This window comes from Vibrio sp. MMG023 (genome assembly GCF_021654215.1).
Classification (GTDB): domain Bacteria; phylum Pseudomonadota; class Gammaproteobacteria; order Enterobacterales; family Vibrionaceae; genus Vibrio; species Vibrio jasicida.
In genome coordinates, this window is the sequence record NZ_JAKFZP010000018.1 from 1 (window position 1) to 16,263 (window position 16,263).

Here is a 16,263-nt window from a genome sequence, read left to right on the forward strand (position 1 = left end):
CTTCAACCGAACAAACAATGAACAGATCGTATAGATACAAGACACTTTGAGCCCTATTTAGCTAAAATTTAGGGGCACCAAGCCTTAATAGAAGAGGCATTACTATGTTCTTCTTTCTGAAACTACCCTAGTTTCGACATCACCTCTCTTAAATAAACCTCTTTTTCTTAGCTATTAACTTGTTTCGACTAGGGTCTATTTAGCTAAAAATCGATTTTTGATTCAGATCACTGCACTCTATCACATATCGATCAAGAATGATTATCGTTATCATTAAATGGAGAGATACACATGAAAGCCGCAGTTGTTAGTGAATTTAAAGGTCCACTCATCATTCAAGACATTCCTCTACCTAACGTTAAGCCGCGTGATGTACTCGTCAAAGTTCATGCCTGCGGGGTTTGTCATACCGATTTACACGCTTGCCACGGCGATTGGCCTGTGAAACCTAAGATGCCTCTCGTACCTGGCCATGAGGGAGTGGGAGAAATAGTCGAGGTCGGTAGTGAGATACACCATCTTAAAGCTGGTGATCGTGTTGGCGTGCCTTGGCTATATAGTGCGTGTGGTCATTGCGACTATTGCTTGGAAGGGCAAGAGACACTTTGTTTAGATCAACATAACGCTGGTTATTCCGTTGATGGCGGCTATGCTGAGTTCTGTCTTGCTCACGGTGATTACGTAGTGAAAATTCCAAAGGGCTTAAGCTATGTCGATGCAGCTCCCCTCTTCTGTGCCGGCGTTACCACTTATAAGGCACTCAAAGTAACAGATGTAAAACCAGGTCAATGGGTGGCAATTGTCGGTGCAGGTGGTTTAGGTCATTTAGCCATTCAATATGCAGCAGCAATGGGCATGAATGTTATTGCTGTAGATACTGGTGACGAGAAACTCGCGCTAGCTAAAAGTTTAGGTGCGCAACACACCATCGACTTTATGAAAGAAAAGCCTTCTGAGCGTATTAGAGCCATAACCAATGGCGGCGTACACGGTGTTGTGTGTACTGCGGTATCCAAGCCAGCATTCCAAGAGGCTTATCACTCTATACGTCGCGGCGGTGCATGTGTGCTTGTCGGCTTACCACCAGAAGAAATGCCAATCCCTATCTTTGATACTGTTCTTAATGGAGTGAAGGTCATTGGCTCTATTGTCGGCACACGCAAAGACTTGCAAGAGTGCTTACAGTTCGCCGCAGATGGAAAGGTAAGGGCGATTACTGAAGTCAAACAGCTTGAAGATATCAATGACATCTTTGCTGACATGGAGAAAGGTGAAATTAATGGCCGTATCGTAATGGAGTTCGCCTGATTTGGCTGTTGGTATCTTTCCTCTATATATACTTCTATATAGACAGCAAAAAAGAGCGGCACTTTCATGCTGCTCTTTTGGTCTTTGCTTTTTATTTGGGGTACTTCAGGTGAAGTCTTGGAAAATTGTTTCTTCTATATATGGAAGAAAAGATCAGAGCATCCTTGCCCTTCTCTTTACGACAGATTAGTTAGGGGTATATCTAAATGTCGTTATTGTTCGATGACGCATTGAGCTCGTAAGAGTGGAGCATGCTTGCATTCCCAATGGCGTCATCTTCGAGAGGAACTTAGTTCTTCAATACTTTTACGGTGTAGCTACCATCTTTTTGTTGGTATAGACCGTGGATGTCGGTTTCGAAACCTGGGTAATGCGCACCGATCTCACAAAGCATCTCTAGGAAGTCCAGCACAGGGCGCGACTCTTGAGTCACCATTTCACCAGGAAGTACTAGTGGCACACCTGGAGGGTAAGGAAGGATCATGTTCGCACTTACGCGGCCAACCATTTCTTCCAGTTTGATTTCTTCGATGTTGCCACGAAGCTCTTCTTGCCATGCTGCGTGTGGTGTTACTTTCATTTCTGGAAGTACATCGAACGCTTTGTACATTAGCTCTGGTAGGTTGTATTTCTTAGTTAGGTCATGAATTGCTTGTGCTAGTTCTTGAACGCGCATGCCTTCATAGAAGCTTGGGTCTTCGTTGTATAGCGAAGGTAGGAAGCTCTTGATGGTTAGGTTCAAGTCGTAGCCACGTTTAAATTCAGTTAGACCGCGTAGCAATTGCATTGCTTTTGATTTGTCGATACCGATTGAGAATAGGAACAACAAGTTGTATGGACCTGTTTTCTCTACCACGATGCCGCGCTCATCTAGGAATTTAGCCACCAGCGAAGCAGGAATGCCTGATTCTTCTAGTTCGCCTTCTTTGTTCATCCCCGGAGTCAGTAGCGTTACTTTGATTGGGTCAAGATACATGTGGTTGTCATCCATGTTCTTGAAGCCGTGCCATGTGTCGCTAGGGTCTAGTTTCCAACATTCTGTGGTATCGATGCTTTCTGGTTGCCATACATCGAAGAACCAGCTGTCGCTTTCTGCTTCTAGGCGTTTGATCTCTTTACGGAAGCGGATTGCGCGATCGATAGAGTCTTGCATCAACTTCTTACCAGTGTTGCCGCGCATCATTGCCGCTGCAGTTTCAGTAGAAGCAACAATGCCGTACTGAGGTGAAGTTGAAGTGTGCATCATGAATGCTTCGTTGAAAGATTCTTTATCAAAGTCACCTTTCACGTGAATCATTGAAGCTTGTGAGAACGCTGCCAACAGTTTGTGTGTTGATTGTGTTTCGTAGAACACTTTGCCTGGCATCGCTTCACCACTCATACCACATTTACCTTCGTAAATTGGGTTGAAGTTAGTGTAAGGCACCCAAGCACTGTCGAAGTGGATGTGTTTACAATCTAGCGACTCTTTGATGAATTGTGTGTTGTACAACAAGCCATCGTAAGTTGAGTTAGTCACTACCGCGTAAGTTGGTGCTGTTGCACCTGGTGTTTTCGCCACTTTCTCTGCAATGACATCGCGGCTGAATTCGCTTTGTGGAATACCACCAAGGATACCGTATGCGTTACGAGTTGGGCGGAAGTAGATTGGTGTCACGTCGCTCATCATCATTAGGTGAGTCAGAGATTTGTGACAGTTACGGTCAATCAGTACTGTGCTGCCCGCAGGTGCTGAGTACATACCAACGATTTTGTTCGATGTAGACGTACCGTTAGTTACGATGTACGAGCTGTCTGCATTGAATGTGCGTGCGATGTATTCTTCTGCATCTTTATGTGGACCTGAGTGGTCTAGTAGAGAACCTAGCTCAGGCATTGAGATTGATACGTCCGCTTTAAATGTGTTTGGACCGTAAAAATCGTAGAAGATGCTACCAGCAGGGCTTTTCTGGAATGCAGTACCACCCATGTGACCTGGAGTACAGAAGGTGTATTTACCTTCTTCTACGTATTTGAATAGTGCTTTAGTGAATGGAGGCATGATGGCATCTTTGTATGCCTCAGTCGCTTGGTTGATTTTGATAGCGATGTCGTCAGCCATACCCAAAGCGTACTCGAAGAAGCTCACGTTTAGACGTAGGTCTGTTAGTGAAATGTCTAGAGTAGACTGTTCGTTAGCAAATGCGTGAACAGGTAGTTTTTCGTTGATTTGGCTGATTCGTTCACATAGCTCTAGTGAGTATTTATCCCAGTCGAACAGCACGCCGCAAATGCGTGGGTTCATCTCAATCATTTTGATCAAGTCTTTATCATCTACTGGGTAAACCACTTCGTAGCCCGCTTTCTCAAGAGCAGCGTGAAGTTGACGAACTGGCTCTTCTTTAAAGAACACACCCATGTGGTTCAAGATAGCGAATATATTCATTTGGACATCTCCAAGGCGAATGAGGGCGCTCTTTGCCATTTACAGGCAATGAGTAAGGTGAGCGCCGCGTGAATTTGGGGTTTATGGGCTGGCGCCGTAGTGCCAGCGTTTGGGGATTAGTTGCTTGCTTGGGCAGGCATGTCGTCAGCATGCATTTTCACGTACTGAGCAAGACCTGCTTTTTTGCTGTAGAACATCAAGATAACTAGAGAAACGATGAAGGTTGCTGTTAGCGTACCGCCCTCTGCACCCGCTAGTGCGATGAAGCAGAACAGACAAGCCACACCAGAGAACAGCATTACGAAGCCGTTACGTGTTGTCATACCTTCGAAGCGGATCAAGTTAATGCTTGAGTAGAAGTAAGGCAGCATAGTTAGTAGCACTGCGTCAGTTGTTAGCTGGTTGAATAGGTCTGATGCGTGTGCTGTTTTAGAGCTGAAGAACATCAGTACAACCATCAGTGCAGTCATCTTGATTGACGCAAGGATTAGACCTTTCTTAGGCACACCGTTTTTGTCAGTTTCACCGTAGATTTTAGGGAAGTTACCATCGCTTGCAGCGCGTTTACCCGCTTCACCTACTAGCATCATCCAAGAACCTAGCGAAGTGAAACATGCTAGCGCTGTGAATGCTGATACGAATGGTGCTGTCCAGCTACCGAATAGCTCAGTGGTTGCTAGTGCAAATGGCGCACCTGATGCCGCAACTTCTGACGCAGGGAACATGCCGCTGATCATTTGAGTTGAGAGGATGTAAATCACACCCGCGATACCAGTACCTAACATAGTTGCTAGTGGTACAGTGCGTTTAGGATTTTCTACCATACCAGTCGATACCGCTGCTGATTCCACACCTACGAATGACCATAGACAGATAAGAACCGCTGTTACTACCGCGTGGCTGTCAGTACCTGCTGATACGTTCCAGTTTTGGCTGTAAAGCGCAGTATCGAAGTGCGTCCAACCAAATGCAGCTGTACCAACAACTGGGATAAGGATAAGAACTAGACCAAGCGTACATAGACGGCTTACCCAGCTACCACCAAGTAGGTTGACGAAAGTGAAGATCCATACCGATGCAATCGTCGCAATACCTGCTGGGATTGGGTTATTGAGCACAGGGAAGAATACTGAAAGGTAAGAAACACCTGTAATGGCAATAGCCAGGTTACCAATCCAGTTCGCGTGGTAATAAAGAACGCCCGTTTGGAAACCAAATACCGGAGACACTTCGCCAGCATAAGCGATAGGACCACCTTCTTGTGGGTTTTTGGTTGCCAGACGAGCGTAAACGAACGCCAGACTCAGTGCACCGACCAAACAGATCAGCCAACTGAAGATTGAAACAGAGCCTACAGAGGCAAGACTAGAAGGTAATAGTGCGATACCACTACCCATCATGTTACCGGCTACGACACCCGTACAGGCAATAAGGCCGATTTTTTTCGCATTCGATGACATAACATCTCCAAATCTATTCTACTCGAGTCAACATGACTCAAACTGAATGGTTATTAGCGAGATGCTATGAGGAAGAACCTGCTCGACCTCGCTAAATTTCGAAGTGAAGACTACGCCCAAAAACTGGGAAAAAAATAAACTTGGGGTTATCAATAAAACAATTAGCCCATCGGTATAAAGTTGAGATAAACCTGATAAACTAAAAAAAATAAAACTTGCATATACAGTAACTTAAGATAAAAAACTAAAGCGATCATGTCGAAAAGGTAAAAACATCAACCTCAACAAATTTTCCATCAACCTTATCAACCGCTATCAACATCAAGCTATCCCTATCCTGATTACCCAAACTGTTGATGCAGACTTTTCCTACCCTTATTGACCAATTGACTTACATCAAACTTCCCCTCCTCTTTTACTCAACGATGCATAAGTACAAGCGTTATTACGCATAAACAACTGCGTTTTCGTGACCGGTTTTAAATATGCAAGGCTAAGACCGAAACCCAAAAAGTTCGATATGAAGCGGCACTAAGACAGGAAGTAAGAAGTAAGAAGTAAGAAGTAAGAAGCAGAATGCCAAGGTGGTGAGAATAGAGAATAGAGAATAGAGAATAGAGAATGAAAAGCCCTCTCCTCTTCTATAGCAAGCACTATTAGTAGAAATAGAGGCAAGAAAAGCAGATATAAAAAAGCCCCTCACCGAAATGAAGGGCTAAGTATCTTACTCATCAAGAGCTGGTTTATTACAGCATACGCACTACAGAAGGGTGAACTGCGCGATACATGGCGTAATCAATCGCCTTCATGTTACTTGGAAAAACCAAGTTCTCACACAGTAAGTAGGTCTCTACGGATGTATCAATATAGAAGGCTTCGCTATAGGACTCACTTGCCCAATCCAAATCACCATCCAATTCAGCATGTTTGCCTCGAATCACGTAAGACAAAACCGAGTCTCTCACCTCTAGCGCTTGATTCAAATGACGTTTCGCTAGTTCAACATCCCCAATAATGGTTTCATGCAAAGCCAAGGCTTCGTAGATACGAGGCTGAATTGGACCGACCATCATCTTCGCGTTCGCTTCTAGCTTATCACTTAACTGTTGTACTCTTCCCTTTCTTAATTCCAAAGCAGGATCTAGCGCTTTTTGCACATGGTAAGCTATTAGCAATTCCGATTGCACATAAGCATTGTCCGGTTCAATCTCTAGAATCTTCTCCATAAGGTCAATGCCGTGCTGGAATTGGTCGGAGTCTGATACATTCAAATAATGGTTGGCTTGAACGAATAACTCAAGCGCGTCTGGGTTCATTGGCATTCCTGCCACCAGCACTTTTGATTTGAGTTTTGCATCAGGTACTTTAAGCACTCGCATCAAATCCAAAGAGGCTTGCTGCAAAACGGTTTTTAAATGGCTGCTAGTTAAAGCATATTGACGGCTGAACAACACCTTTTCTGAAGAGTTATTGCGGTATTCCACTTCTAAGAAGCTGCCACCACCATTCTCTCGAACTCGCACCACCACCGATTTGCCCGGAACAATACCATTAGTGAATGACGCCTTCTTGAGCATCACTCGGTAATCACTCACCTGAGCGATATCTGCCATGAGTTTCTGAGCAAAGCCGTCGGCCAAGTCGTAACTCAACCCGCCTTTATTGAAATCATCTTGGAACTTAAACTCGATAAGGTGGGTATCAATGGCTTGTGTAATACGCACTTCCGATTGCTTATAAGTAAACACCCCCATCACGACCACCAAGATACTGATCCAGATGAAGTTCATAAAGCCTAAACGCCAAGGGCTAATTTTGTTGGGTTTACGCGGTGCTTTTTTCTCTTTCGACATCTCGCATACAGCGCGAGTTAAAGGACCTGCTGGAAATGTCATAGCCGGAGCGGGAAGTTCAGATGCTTCTTCTTCCATATCGTCAATGACAGGAGGAAGTTCATCAGTGCCACAATGACGAGCAGCAAGAAACTCATCATGCGATAGCGGTGCCACATTCGCCACCAGCTTGTAACCGCGCTTAGGCACAGTGATCACGTAGCTGATGTTTTCTTCTCGACCATCACGCAGTAGCTTACGCAATTCAAAAATCGATTGAGTGACGACTTGATCCGTCACAATCGCACCAGCCCAAACATATTGGATCAGCTCTTCGCGATTGAAAACTTCACTCGCGTGTTCAGCAAGGAAATGCAGCAGATTAATTAAGCGTGGTTCAACGGTAACTTCCCTGTCTTGTCGATACAGCTTATTTTCATCAACGCTCAAAACCCAATCATTGATTTGAAAATAGACTCCAACCATGTATGAAAACTCTCGTATCTGATAGACAGCGTCGCTTTAGGAATAGGGGGACTACAATTCTTACGGTCGACTAAAGGCGAGATTATAGGTGGGAAAGCGGCTTGAACCTAGAAAAGCAAGCCGCCAAAAATGCAAACTTAAGTTAAATGACGCAAAAATGAGACTATTCAAGGGCTGCCAAGATCGAGCAATGGCTGGCATCATCATTGTTATGCCCGCAGCAAGCGTCATTTATCTTCTTCAAAGCCGTACGGATTTTGCTGAGTTCAGCAATCTTCTCATCAATTAAAGTTAACTTTGCAGAAGTAATGGCTTTCACCTCAGCACAACTGTGTTCTGTCGCTTCTAATTTGATCCCTAGCAGCTCTTTGATTTCTTCCAAACTTAAACCAAGCTCTTTCGCTTTAAGAATGAAACGTACCTGCTTTTGGTTCTCTTCATTATATAAGCGATAGCCTGATTCACTTCGTCCTGCGGGTTTAATCAACGCATTTTTTTCGTAGAAACGCAATGTATCGGCAGTCACACCACAGCGTTTCGCCAGTTCACCTATCTGAAACATAACTTCCCTTATTAACTATCTCGTTACTTTTTAAGCGAAAGCACGAGGTTTTTACAATTATTTTTGAGATGCCAAACGATTGCGCGAGCTTTTTTGTAATAAATTGGTTAGAATACGCGCCATCAAATAGTGGAGACTGTTTTCTTGATAAGAAAACACCCTGCAAAGGTTTTTACCAAAACTGGCCAATATTTTACCCTAAGAGGTGGAAACAAGTTCATTTTTGGCAAACATCTTTAACTCCGTGAATTTGAGGAAAATGGAAGCATGAACAACGCTCGCCCTATTCGCCGTGCGCTTATCAGCGTATCAGACAAAACAGGTATTGTTGAGTTTGCACAAGCTCTTGCTGAGCGCGGTGTCGATATCCTATCTACTGGTGGCACTGCTCGCCTGCTTGCTGAAAAAGGCATCTCTGTTACAGAAGTATCTGACTACACTGGTTTCCCAGAAATGATGGACGGCCGTGTTAAGACTCTGCATCCAAAAGTTCATGGTGGTGTTCTAGGCCGTCGCGGCCAAGACGATGACGTGATGGAAACTCACGGTATCAACCCTATCGATATGGTTGTTGTAAACCTATACCCATTCGCAGAAACCGTTGCTAAAGAAGGCTGTACGCTTGCTGACGCTGTTGAGAACATCGACATCGGTGGTCCAACAATGGTTCGCTCTGCAGCGAAAAACCACAAAGACGTAACTATCGTTGTTAACGCTCATGACTACGACCGTGTTATCGCTGAAATGGACGCGAACGAAAAATCTCTAACACTAGAGACTCGCTTCGACCTAGCTATCGCAGCATTCGAGCACACAGCTTCTTACGACGGCATGATCGCTAACTACTTCGGCACTATGGTTCCATCTTACGGTGAGAACAAAGAAGGTGATGAAGAGAGCAAATTCCCTCGTACGTTCAACCAACAGTTCGAGAAAAAACAAGACATGCGCTACGGTGAGAACAGCCACCAAGCAGCAGCATTCTACGTTGAAGCAAACCCTGAAGAAGCATCAGTTTCTACTGCTCGCCAAATCCAAGGTAAAGCCCTTTCTTACAACAACATCGCTGACACAGATGCAGCACTTGAGTGTGTGAAAGAGTTCGACGAGCCAGCATGTGTGATCGTTAAGCACGCTAACCCATGTGGTGTAGCACTAGGTGAAGATATCCTAGAAGCTTACGACCGTGCGTTCAAAACAGACCCAACGTCTGCATTTGGCGGCATCATCGCATTCAACCGTGAACTAGACGCTGCAACAGCAACGGCTATCACTGAGCGCCAATTCGTTGAAGTTATCATTGCTCCTTCTGTTTCTGCTGAAGCAGTAGAAATCGTAGCTGCTAAGAAAAACCTTCGCCTACTTGAGTGTGGTGAGTGGACAACTAAGACAACTGGCTTTGACGTGAAACGCGTTAATGGCGGCCTACTGGTCCAAGACCGCGACCAAGGTATGGTGTCTGAAGATGACCTTAAAGTAGTTTCTAAGCGTCAACCAACCGCTGAAGAGCTAAAAGATGCGCTGTTCTGCTGGAAAGTAGCGAAGTACGTGAAATCTAACGCAATCGTTTACTCGAAAGGCGACATGACTATCGGTGTAGGCGCCGGCCAAATGAGCCGCGTTTACTCGGCGAAAATCGCAGGCATCAAAGCTGCAGACGAAGGTTTACAGGTTGAAGGTTGTGTAATGGCATCAGATGCATTCTTCCCATTCCGTGACGGTATCGACGCAGCTGCAGAAGCGGGCATCAAGTGTGTTATCCAACCGGGTGGTTCTATGCGTGATGACGAAGTTATCGCAGCGGCAGACGAACACGGCATGGCGATGATCTTTACGGGCATGCGTCACTTCCGCCACTAATTAGTTTTTGGTCTTCCCCTTTACCAAGGGGGAGTTAGAGGGGGTCTGTTGTACGCACACGACTTACCCCTCCCAACCTCCCCTTAATAAGGGGAGGAGCGAAATCAAAGGAAATATTATGAATATTCTTATCATTGGTTCAGGTGGTCGTGAACACGCACTAGGTTGGAAAGCGGCACAAAACCCAAATGTTGAGACTATCTTCGTGGCTCCAGGTAACGCAGGTACAGCACTAGAGCCTAAACTAGAGAACGTAAACATCGCAGTAGAAGACATCGCTGGGTTGGTTGCTTTTGCAAAAGAGAAAGCGATTGAGCTAACCATTGTTGGTCCTGAAGCGCCACTGGTTATCGGTGTTGTGGATGCTTTCCGAGAAGCCGGTCTGCCAATCTTCGGCCCGACACAAGCAGCAGCGCAGCTTGAAGGATCTAAAGCGTTTACTAAAGATTTCCTTGCTCGTCACCAAATCCCAACGGGTGCATACGCGAACTTCACTGAAATCGAGCCAGCACTTGCTTACGTTCGTGAACAAGGTGCGCCGATTGTTGTGAAAGCTGACGGTCTTGCTGCTGGTAAAGGCGTGATTGTAGCGATGACACTGGAAGAAGCTGAAGACGCAATCAAAGACATGCTAGCAGGCAACGCATTTGGTGATGCAGGCAGCCGCGTGGTTATCGAAGAATTCCTAGATGGTGAAGAAGCAAGCTTCATCGTTATGGTCGATGGTGAGAACGTCTTACCAATGGCCACCAGCCAAGACCATAAACGCGTAGGCGACAAAGATACTGGTCCTAACACCGGTGGCATGGGTGCATACTCTCCAGCTCCAGTGGTGACACAGGAAATCCACAACCGCATTATGGAAGAAGTGATTTACCCAACGGTACGTGGTATGGCTTCTGAAGGTAACCCTTACACTGGTTTCTTATACGCGGGTCTGATGATCGATGCAGATGGCACTCCAAAAGTGATCGAGTACAACTGCCGCTTCGGTGATCCTGAGACGCAACCTATCATGATGCGTATGGAATCGGATCTTGTTGAACTGTGCCTTGCAGCAATCGACGAAAAATTGGACCAAGTCGAATCAAATTGGGATCCTCGCGCCTCTATCGGTATCGTGCTAGCGGCCGGCGGCTACCCAGCGGCTTACAACAAAGGCGATATCATTTCTGGTCTACCTCAAGTTGAAATTGAAGGCGAGAAAGTCTTCCATGCCGGTACAGATAACAAAGATGGCGACATCGTTACAAACGGTGGCCGTGTTCTTTGTGCGACCGCGCTTGGCAATAGCGTATCAGAAGCACAGCAACGCGCTTATGAGCTTGCGAAACCAATCAGTTGGGATGGTGTATTCCATCGCAACGATATCGGCTACCGTGCAATTGCACGTGAGCAAGAAAAATAAAAACAACTTCAGTTGGCTAAAAAGACAAAAGGCGCATTCAGCGCCTTTTTTATTATGTTTTTATCGAGAGATTTCGAAGCTACGTTTATTCCAAGATCAACTTTGGTCGTGATACGCAATCAAAATCATCATCATTGAGCATCAGCAATTCATCGACGGTTGCCGTACTGCGAGACTCCTTGCCGATGAATGCAATGTAACTGTCCACTGAAGCTAACCTATCTATCACAAACTTAGGCAGGGTCTGGTTAAATTCCAATGTAGCAAACTCTCGCCCTTTGCAGGTTTCGAATGTTTCCCCATCCCAATAACCCTGGATTAGGCTCTTACCATCTCGGGATTGTTTCTTGATCGAAGCCACCACGTCATTTGCTTCTTTCTTATATCGTTCGAGTTGATCTCGCTGTAAAGGTAGCACTTTCCCGTTCACACGGTATTGCTGATAAATCGCATCACCATCTTTATTGAATCGAATGTGGATTTGAAAAGGCACCAATCCTTGTTTGGCATCGAGTTGCTCACCTTTTCGAATCAACTCTCTGAGCTCATCGTCATCCCAACGATAATCACTCTGATACGAGCCGTAATCACCCATGGTGACATAGTCTGCTGCCTTGCTGACACGCGTAAGACGCTCAGTCATCCAGTATAAACTGGTGGCATCCCCCATGATTTTCCCGCCAGAGAAATGAGTAAATTGTTCGAGGTTTGGGGTTTCTACAGAAGCACAGCCAAAAAGAGTCAGGCTAGATAGGAGGAGTGAAGTGAGTAGATGTTTTTTCATGAAATTGCACCGAGGCAGAATACCTCGGTGCATTTTAACTTAGTTTACTGATTCTTTCAGCGCTTTACCTGCTACAAATGCAGGTACGTTAGCCGCTGCGATTTGAATCTCGTCACCAGTCTTAGGGTTACGACCAGTACGTGCAGCGCGGTGGTTCACTTTGAATGTACCAAAACCAATTAGTTGAACTTGGTCACCCTCTTTAAGAGCGCCTGTTACACCCTCAAGAGTTGCTTCAAGAGCAGCTTTAGCTTGTGCTTTAGATAGATCTGCTTTCTCTGCGATAAAGTCGATTAATTGGGTCTTGTTCATTAGGTTTCCCTTCTCATATGTTATCGAATTCAACTCACTCTAAAACATAAATGCCCCATCTGGCAAAGGTTTGTAAGCGATCTTTCGATTTTCTGACGTAGTTTTAGCCATAATATGAGTAATAACTCACAATTTGTTACTACTTGCACGATGAAAGCTCTTGCTTTCTAATGCAATAAGACCGATTTATAAGGCACTTTTGCGGTTATAATCTCTGCAAAGACCAACTATCACATTACATTCAAGGGCAACTATGCTGCTGTTATCCATTTATATCTCTATTGCTATCGGCGTTTCGTTTATCTGTTCGGTGCTGGAGGCGGTACTACTGAGTATCAGTCCGAGCTACATTGCACAGCTCAGACAACAGGGGCACCCTGCTTCAGCTCAGCTAGAAAAACTGAAGTCGGACATCGACCGTCCATTGGCTTCAATCCTGACGTTAAACACTATTGCTCATACTATTGGTGCAGCAACGGCAGGTGCACAAGCGGCAGTTGTGTTTGGTAGCGAAGCACTTGGTATCTTCTCTGCGGTTCTGACTTTAGCGATTCTTGTACTTTCAGAGATCGTACCTAAAACGATTGGTGCAACCTACTGGCGTCAATTAGCGCCTGCAGCAGCCGTATCGCTGCGTTGGATGGTTTGGGCACTGACACCATTCGTGTGGTTCTCAGAGCAGATTACAAAGCGTTTAGCACGCAACCACGAAGCACCAAAGATGCGTGATGAATTATCCGCAATGGCGATTCTTGCAAGAGAAAGTGGCGAGTTCGCAGAAGGCGAATCAAAAATTCTGAGTAACCTACTTGGTATTCAAGATGTACCCGTGACTCAAGTCATGACACCTCGCCCAGTCGTGTTCCGTGTGGATGCTACGATGTCGATTAATGAGTTTCTTGATAAACACAAAGAAACACCGTTCTCTCGCCCTCTGGTTTACAGTGAACAAACGGACAATATTGTTGGCTTCGTACACCGCTTAGAACTGTTCAAGCTGCAACAATCTGGCAGTGGTGAAAAGCAACTTGGTGCCGTTATGCGTCCTATTCAAGTCGTGCTAAACAATACCACTTTACCTAAAGTGTTCGACCAGATGATGAGCCACCGTCTACAACTGGCTTTAGTTGTCGATGAGTACGGCACAATTCAAGGTCTAGTGACACTTGAAGATATCTTTGAGCACCTATTGGGTGAAGAGATCATCGACGAAGCGGATAAGAGCACAGACATGCAAGAGCTAGCTTATCAACGCTGGGAAAACTGGAAAGAGAAGCACGGCGTGATTGAAAGCCGTGACGACGATGAAGAAGAGGAACAACTGGAGAAACAGGACAAAGAGCCAGAAGCTCAAGAGCCAACCAAACCAGACTCTAAAGAATCGTAATCAGCATTGGGCATAACAGCTCGAACGCACAAATTAAAAAGGCATCCACCATGGATGCCTTTGTTTTATCTATTCAACAATTAAAGTGCAATGCCGATGTTGCTCACGGCTTCTTCGCGCAGCTCTTCACGCAAATCTTTAATCAAGCTGATGTCACGCTCTACCGCTTCACGCAGTGGACGGAAGATCGCCCACTGAACATCCCACTCTTCACACACGGCTTCATTTTCTTTTTGGTTGTCGTTTGTGATTGGCTCTGAACCTTGTGCTTGTTCTAGGTCAGCAACAGTTTGTACCGACTGTTGGCTCACTTTAAGCATTGAATCGAAAAGGTAGTCGCGATCCAACAGACCATGCAGCAGTGTCGACAAGCTCTGACAAGCATCCATCGCTGGATAAACACCGTAAAAATCGAATTCATCTGCACTTGGGAACAACTCTTCTAACTTCTCTAATTGACGTTCGAAGTTAATTTTCGCGTTCTTAACCGTCAGAATTTCCCATACACTATCAAGAATCGCTCGGTAAGCACGTGGCTCAGCAAATTCTGTATTCTCACAAAACATCGCATAGTTTGGATACATGCGTTCACACAGGCACGCCATGAAGGTAATTTGTTGCCAAGGTTCTAGTTTTTCCAAACGAACCTGAAGAGGATTCTTAAGCATAGTCACTCAATCATTGAAGAAAAAATCAGCGAAAGTGTACTTGATTCATCACAGGGAAAAAAGTTAATGCAGCATCCAAATCAGATTTTCCTGCTCTCGGAGCATCGCGACACCTACGAAACATTACTAGCGGACAAAAATCTGCCCGATCTTGCCATCACAAACAAACCTCAAGATGCTCAGATCGTACTGGCGGATCCACCATTACTATCACAAAGGTTAGACGAGTTTTCACAGCTTGAGTGGGTGCAATCAACATTTGCTGGGGTGAATACTTTGATGATGCCGAATCTGCGCCGGGATTATACCTTGACTAATGTTCGCGGTATTTTTGGTCCATTGATTGCCGAGTACGTGATTGGTTACAGCATTACTCACTTCCGTCACTTCATGCAATACCACCAGCAGCAACAGGCCAAACAATGGCAGCCGCATCTGTATACCTCGCTACAAAGCAAAACCATGGTGATTCTCGGCACCGGCAGTATCGGCAGTCATTTGGGTAAAACGGCACAACTGATGGGCATGAAAGCCATAGGAATCAATCGTACTGGTATCCCCACTTCTGGCGGTGAATTCAATCAAACTTTTCATATCAATGAACTCGCCAGTGCCTTTCACCAAGCGGATATCGTAGTAAATACGCTGCCGAGCACGCCAGAAACGCAACGTTTACTCAACAGTGAAGTGTTAAGCCATCTTAATCAGGCATTGCTATTTAATGTTGGAAGAGGCGATGTGATTGATGATGTAGGTCTGTTGCTCGCTCTAAAGAATCGCTGGGTCGAACATGCCTTTCTCGATGTGTTTGAACAAGAGCCACTTTCACCACAACATCCGTTTTGGAAACTTCCGCAAGTAACCATCACTCCTCACATCGCGGCTTTAAGTTTTCCTGAGCAGGTGGTCAACATTTTTGCAGACAACTACTTGAGTTGGAGGGACGGTTTCTCTCTAAATAATCAGGTTGATTTCGACAAAGGGTATTAACCGTTTTATGTCGCTAGAAACATTGCTAAAGCAAGTGCGAGCCTGCCAGATCTGCGCAGACGATTTACCTTTGGGCGCGAACCCTGTCGTGCAAGCCGCAAAAGACGCACGCATCCTAATCATCGGACAAGCGCCGGGGACACGTGTGCACAAAACCTCGATACCTTGGAACGATCCAAGCGGCGATCGGTTACGCCAATGGCTCGATATCGACAAAGACACTTTCTACGACCCAAACAAAATAGCCATTGTCCCGATGGGCTTCTGCTATCCAGGCAAGGGTAGCTCTGGCGATTTGCCTCCTCGCAAAGAGTGTGCGCCCGCTTGGCATAATAAGATTCTTGAGCAGTTGCCCAATATAGAGCTTACTCTGCTGATTGGTCAGTACTCACAGCAGTACTATCTCACCAACAAACCAAAGACGCTCACGCAAACTGTTCAGCAATGGCAGGATTGGGAACCGGACTTTATCCCGCTTCCTCACCCTTCTCCACGCAACACATTATGGCTAAAGAAGAATCCTTGGTTTGAATCTGACGTCGTGCCATACCTTAAAAAACGCGTTCATTCGATGCTTTAGGTTACCCATGTTCTAATTGCTTGTTTATCTGTACAAGAAAATTAGCGCATAGAAGAACTAATTATAACTAATTGTTTATATTGAACTTTAAACTCAAACGCACAGCTTAAATAGTAATTAGATCATGGCAGACCAAATACTACCAGAGCTGTACAGCCTTGAGTTTCAGATAAAAAAATACCGGCACTGATTGCCGGTATT

The 16,263-nt window shown here is 45.3% G+C and carries 13 protein-coding genes and 1 pseudogene; 7 read left to right on the plus strand and 7 right to left on the minus strand.

The window, feature by feature from the left end; genetic code table 11:
- Positions 1-291 precede the first annotated feature (291 nt).
- The gene (adhP, locus tag L1076_RS26115) at positions 292-1,308 is read left to right on the plus strand and encodes an alcohol dehydrogenase AdhP (protein WP_237304768.1); all 1,017 of its coding nucleotides are present in this window, start codon (positions 292-294) and stop codon (positions 1,306-1,308) included.
- 289 nt (positions 1,309-1,597) lie between these two features.
- Here the strand turns inward: adhP and L1076_RS26120 are convergent, their stop codons facing one another.
- From L1076_RS26120 to zntR, 4 genes are all read right to left on the minus strand, one after another.
- The gene (locus tag L1076_RS26120) at positions 1,598-3,733 is read right to left on the minus strand and encodes a lysine decarboxylase CadA (RefSeq protein ID WP_038881794.1); all 2,136 of its coding nucleotides are present in this window, start codon (positions 3,731-3,733) and stop codon (positions 1,598-1,600) included.
- A gap of 116 nt (positions 3,734-3,849) precedes the next feature.
- Complete coding sequence (gene cadB / locus L1076_RS26125) at positions 3,850-5,193, minus strand: cadaverine/lysine antiporter (RefSeq protein ID WP_017821792.1); 1,344 nt, start codon at positions 5,191-5,193, stop codon at positions 3,850-3,852.
- A gap of 746 nt (positions 5,194-5,939) precedes the next feature.
- The gene (cadC, locus tag L1076_RS26130) at positions 5,940-7,511 is read right to left on the minus strand and encodes a lysine decarboxylation/transport transcriptional activator CadC (protein ID WP_039976384.1); all 1,572 of its coding nucleotides are present in this window, start codon (positions 7,509-7,511) and stop codon (positions 5,940-5,942) included.
- Positions 7,512-7,674: 163 nt separating this feature from the next.
- Entirely contained in the window at positions 7,675-8,073 is a 399-nt protein-coding gene (gene zntR, locus L1076_RS26135) for a Zn(2+)-responsive transcriptional regulator (protein WP_038873397.1), read from the minus strand.
- Positions 8,074-8,122: 49 nt separating this feature from the next.
- Here zntR and L1076_RS26140 point away from each other — a divergent pair.
- From L1076_RS26140 to purD, 3 genes and pseudogenes are all read left to right on the plus strand, one after another.
- Positions 8,123-8,197: pseudogene (locus tag L1076_RS26140) on the plus strand (phosphoribosylamine--glycine ligase); the annotation flags it as partial.
- Between the two features lie 143 nt (positions 8,198-8,340).
- On the plus strand, positions 8,341-9,933 hold the full coding sequence (gene purH, locus L1076_RS26145; RefSeq protein ID WP_038882075.1) for a bifunctional phosphoribosylaminoimidazolecarboxamide formyltransferase/IMP cyclohydrolase: 1,593 nt from the start codon (positions 8,341-8,343) through the stop codon (positions 9,931-9,933).
- Positions 9,934-10,051: 118 nt separating this feature from the next.
- Positions 10,052-11,341, plus strand: a complete 1,290-nt coding sequence (purD, locus tag L1076_RS26150) for a phosphoribosylamine--glycine ligase (RefSeq protein ID WP_038873403.1) — start codon at positions 10,052-10,054, stop codon at positions 11,339-11,341.
- An 85-nt stretch (positions 11,342-11,426) separates the two neighbouring features.
- Here purD and L1076_RS26155 read toward each other — a convergent pair whose 3' ends face one another.
- Together L1076_RS26155 and hupA are read right to left on the minus strand one after the other, a co-directional pair.
- Complete coding sequence (locus tag L1076_RS26155; RefSeq protein WP_237304770.1) at positions 11,427-12,125, minus strand: DUF1481 domain-containing protein; 699 nt, start codon at positions 12,123-12,125, stop codon at positions 11,427-11,429.
- 39 nt (positions 12,126-12,164) lie between these two features.
- Positions 12,165-12,437 carry a nucleoid-associated protein HU-alpha gene (gene hupA / locus L1076_RS26160; RefSeq protein WP_005433627.1) on the minus strand — a complete coding sequence of 91 codons (273 nt, stop codon included), beginning with the start codon at positions 12,435-12,437 and terminating at the stop codon, positions 12,165-12,167.
- A gap of 253 nt (positions 12,438-12,690) precedes the next feature.
- On the opposite strand from hupA, the gene L1076_RS26165 reads away from it, so the two are divergent.
- The gene (locus tag L1076_RS26165) at positions 12,691-13,824 is read left to right on the plus strand and encodes a hemolysin family protein (protein WP_038873409.1); all 1,134 of its coding nucleotides are present in this window, start codon (positions 12,691-12,693) and stop codon (positions 13,822-13,824) included.
- A gap of 80 nt (positions 13,825-13,904) precedes the next feature.
- Here L1076_RS26165 and L1076_RS26170 read toward each other — a convergent pair whose 3' ends face one another.
- A complete protein-coding gene (locus L1076_RS26170; RefSeq protein WP_039976388.1) occupies positions 13,905-14,492 on the minus strand; it encodes a DUF416 family protein in 588 nt (195 codons plus the stop codon).
- Between the two features lie 66 nt (positions 14,493-14,558).
- On the opposite strand from L1076_RS26170, the gene L1076_RS26175 reads away from it, so the two are divergent.
- On the plus strand, positions 14,559-15,482 hold the full coding sequence (locus tag L1076_RS26175) for a D-2-hydroxyacid dehydrogenase (RefSeq protein ID WP_237304772.1): 924 nt from the start codon (positions 14,559-14,561) through the stop codon (positions 15,480-15,482).
- A 7-nt stretch (positions 15,483-15,489) separates the two neighbouring features.
- Positions 15,490-16,062, plus strand: coding sequence for a uracil-DNA glycosylase family protein (locus tag L1076_RS26180; RefSeq protein ID WP_171375197.1), 573 nt, complete (start codon positions 15,490-15,492; stop codon positions 16,060-16,062).
- Positions 16,063-16,263: the final 201 nt, after the last annotated feature.

Bases quoted from the DNA above. Each gene is read 5' to 3' on its own strand.
- L1076_RS26165 (WP_038873409.1), top strand. From the start codon at position 12,691: ATGCTGCTGTTATCCATTTATATCTCTATTGCTATCGGCGTTTCGTTT.
- L1076_RS26170 (WP_039976388.1), bottom strand. From the start codon at position 14,492: ATGCTTAAGAATCCTCTTCAGGTTCGTTTGGAAAAACTAGAACCTTGG.
- L1076_RS26175 (WP_237304772.1), top strand. From the start codon at position 14,559: ATGCAGCATCCAAATCAGATTTTCCTGCTCTCGGAGCATCGCGACACC.
- L1076_RS26180 (WP_171375197.1), top strand. From the start codon at position 15,490: ATGTCGCTAGAAACATTGCTAAAGCAAGTGCGAGCCTGCCAGATCTGC.
- cadC (WP_039976384.1), bottom strand. From the start codon at position 7,511: ATGGTTGGAGTCTATTTTCAAATCAATGATTGGGTTTTGAGCGTTGAT.
- zntR (WP_038873397.1), bottom strand. From the start codon at position 8,073: ATGTTTCAGATAGGTGAACTGGCGAAACGCTGTGGTGTGACTGCCGAT.
- L1076_RS26155 (WP_237304770.1), bottom strand. From the start codon at position 12,125: ATGAAAAAACATCTACTCACTTCACTCCTCCTATCTAGCCTGACTCTT.
- L1076_RS26120 (WP_038881794.1), bottom strand. From the start codon at position 3,733: ATGAATATATTCGCTATCTTGAACCACATGGGTGTGTTCTTTAAAGAA.
- hupA (WP_005433627.1), bottom strand. From the start codon at position 12,437: ATGAACAAGACCCAATTAATCGACTTTATCGCAGAGAAAGCAGATCTA.
- adhP (WP_237304768.1), top strand. From the start codon at position 292: ATGAAAGCCGCAGTTGTTAGTGAATTTAAAGGTCCACTCATCATTCAA.
- purH (WP_038882075.1), top strand. From the start codon at position 8,341: ATGAACAACGCTCGCCCTATTCGCCGTGCGCTTATCAGCGTATCAGAC.
- purD (WP_038873403.1), top strand. From the start codon at position 10,052: ATGAATATTCTTATCATTGGTTCAGGTGGTCGTGAACACGCACTAGGT.
- cadB (WP_017821792.1), bottom strand. From the start codon at position 5,193: ATGTCATCGAATGCGAAAAAAATCGGCCTTATTGCCTGTACGGGTGTC.